The following is a 294-nucleotide window of genomic DNA, read 5'->3' on the forward strand; positions in this document are numbered from 1 at the left end:
TCGACGGGCCTGTCGTCGGCGAATAGCTCGATCACGTCGTTGTCCACCTCGACGTCGACGGGTTTGTCGTCGGCCAACAGCTCGATCACGTCGTTGTCCACCTCGACGTCGACGGGTTTGTCGTCGGCCAACAGCTCGATCACGTCGTTGTCCACGTCGACCTCGACGGGTCTGTCGTCGGCCAACAGCTCGATCACCTCGCTGTCGACCTCCACGTCGACGGGCCTGTCGTCCGCCAACAGCTCGATCACGTCGCTGTCGACCTCGACGTCGACGGGCCTGTCGTCGGCGAAT

Annotated in this window: 1 protein-coding gene; it reads right to left on the reverse strand. The window is 63.6% G+C overall.

The window, feature by feature from the left end; translation table 11 throughout:
• Positions 1-294: hypothetical protein (locus VK92_RS42705; RefSeq protein ID WP_048468242.1), on the reverse strand; the 294-nt coding region annotated here is incomplete at both ends.

This window comes from Burkholderia sp. LK4 (genome assembly GCF_001043615.1).
Taxonomy (GTDB): Bacteria; Pseudomonadota; Gammaproteobacteria; order Burkholderiales; family Burkholderiaceae; genus Burkholderia; species Burkholderia cepacia.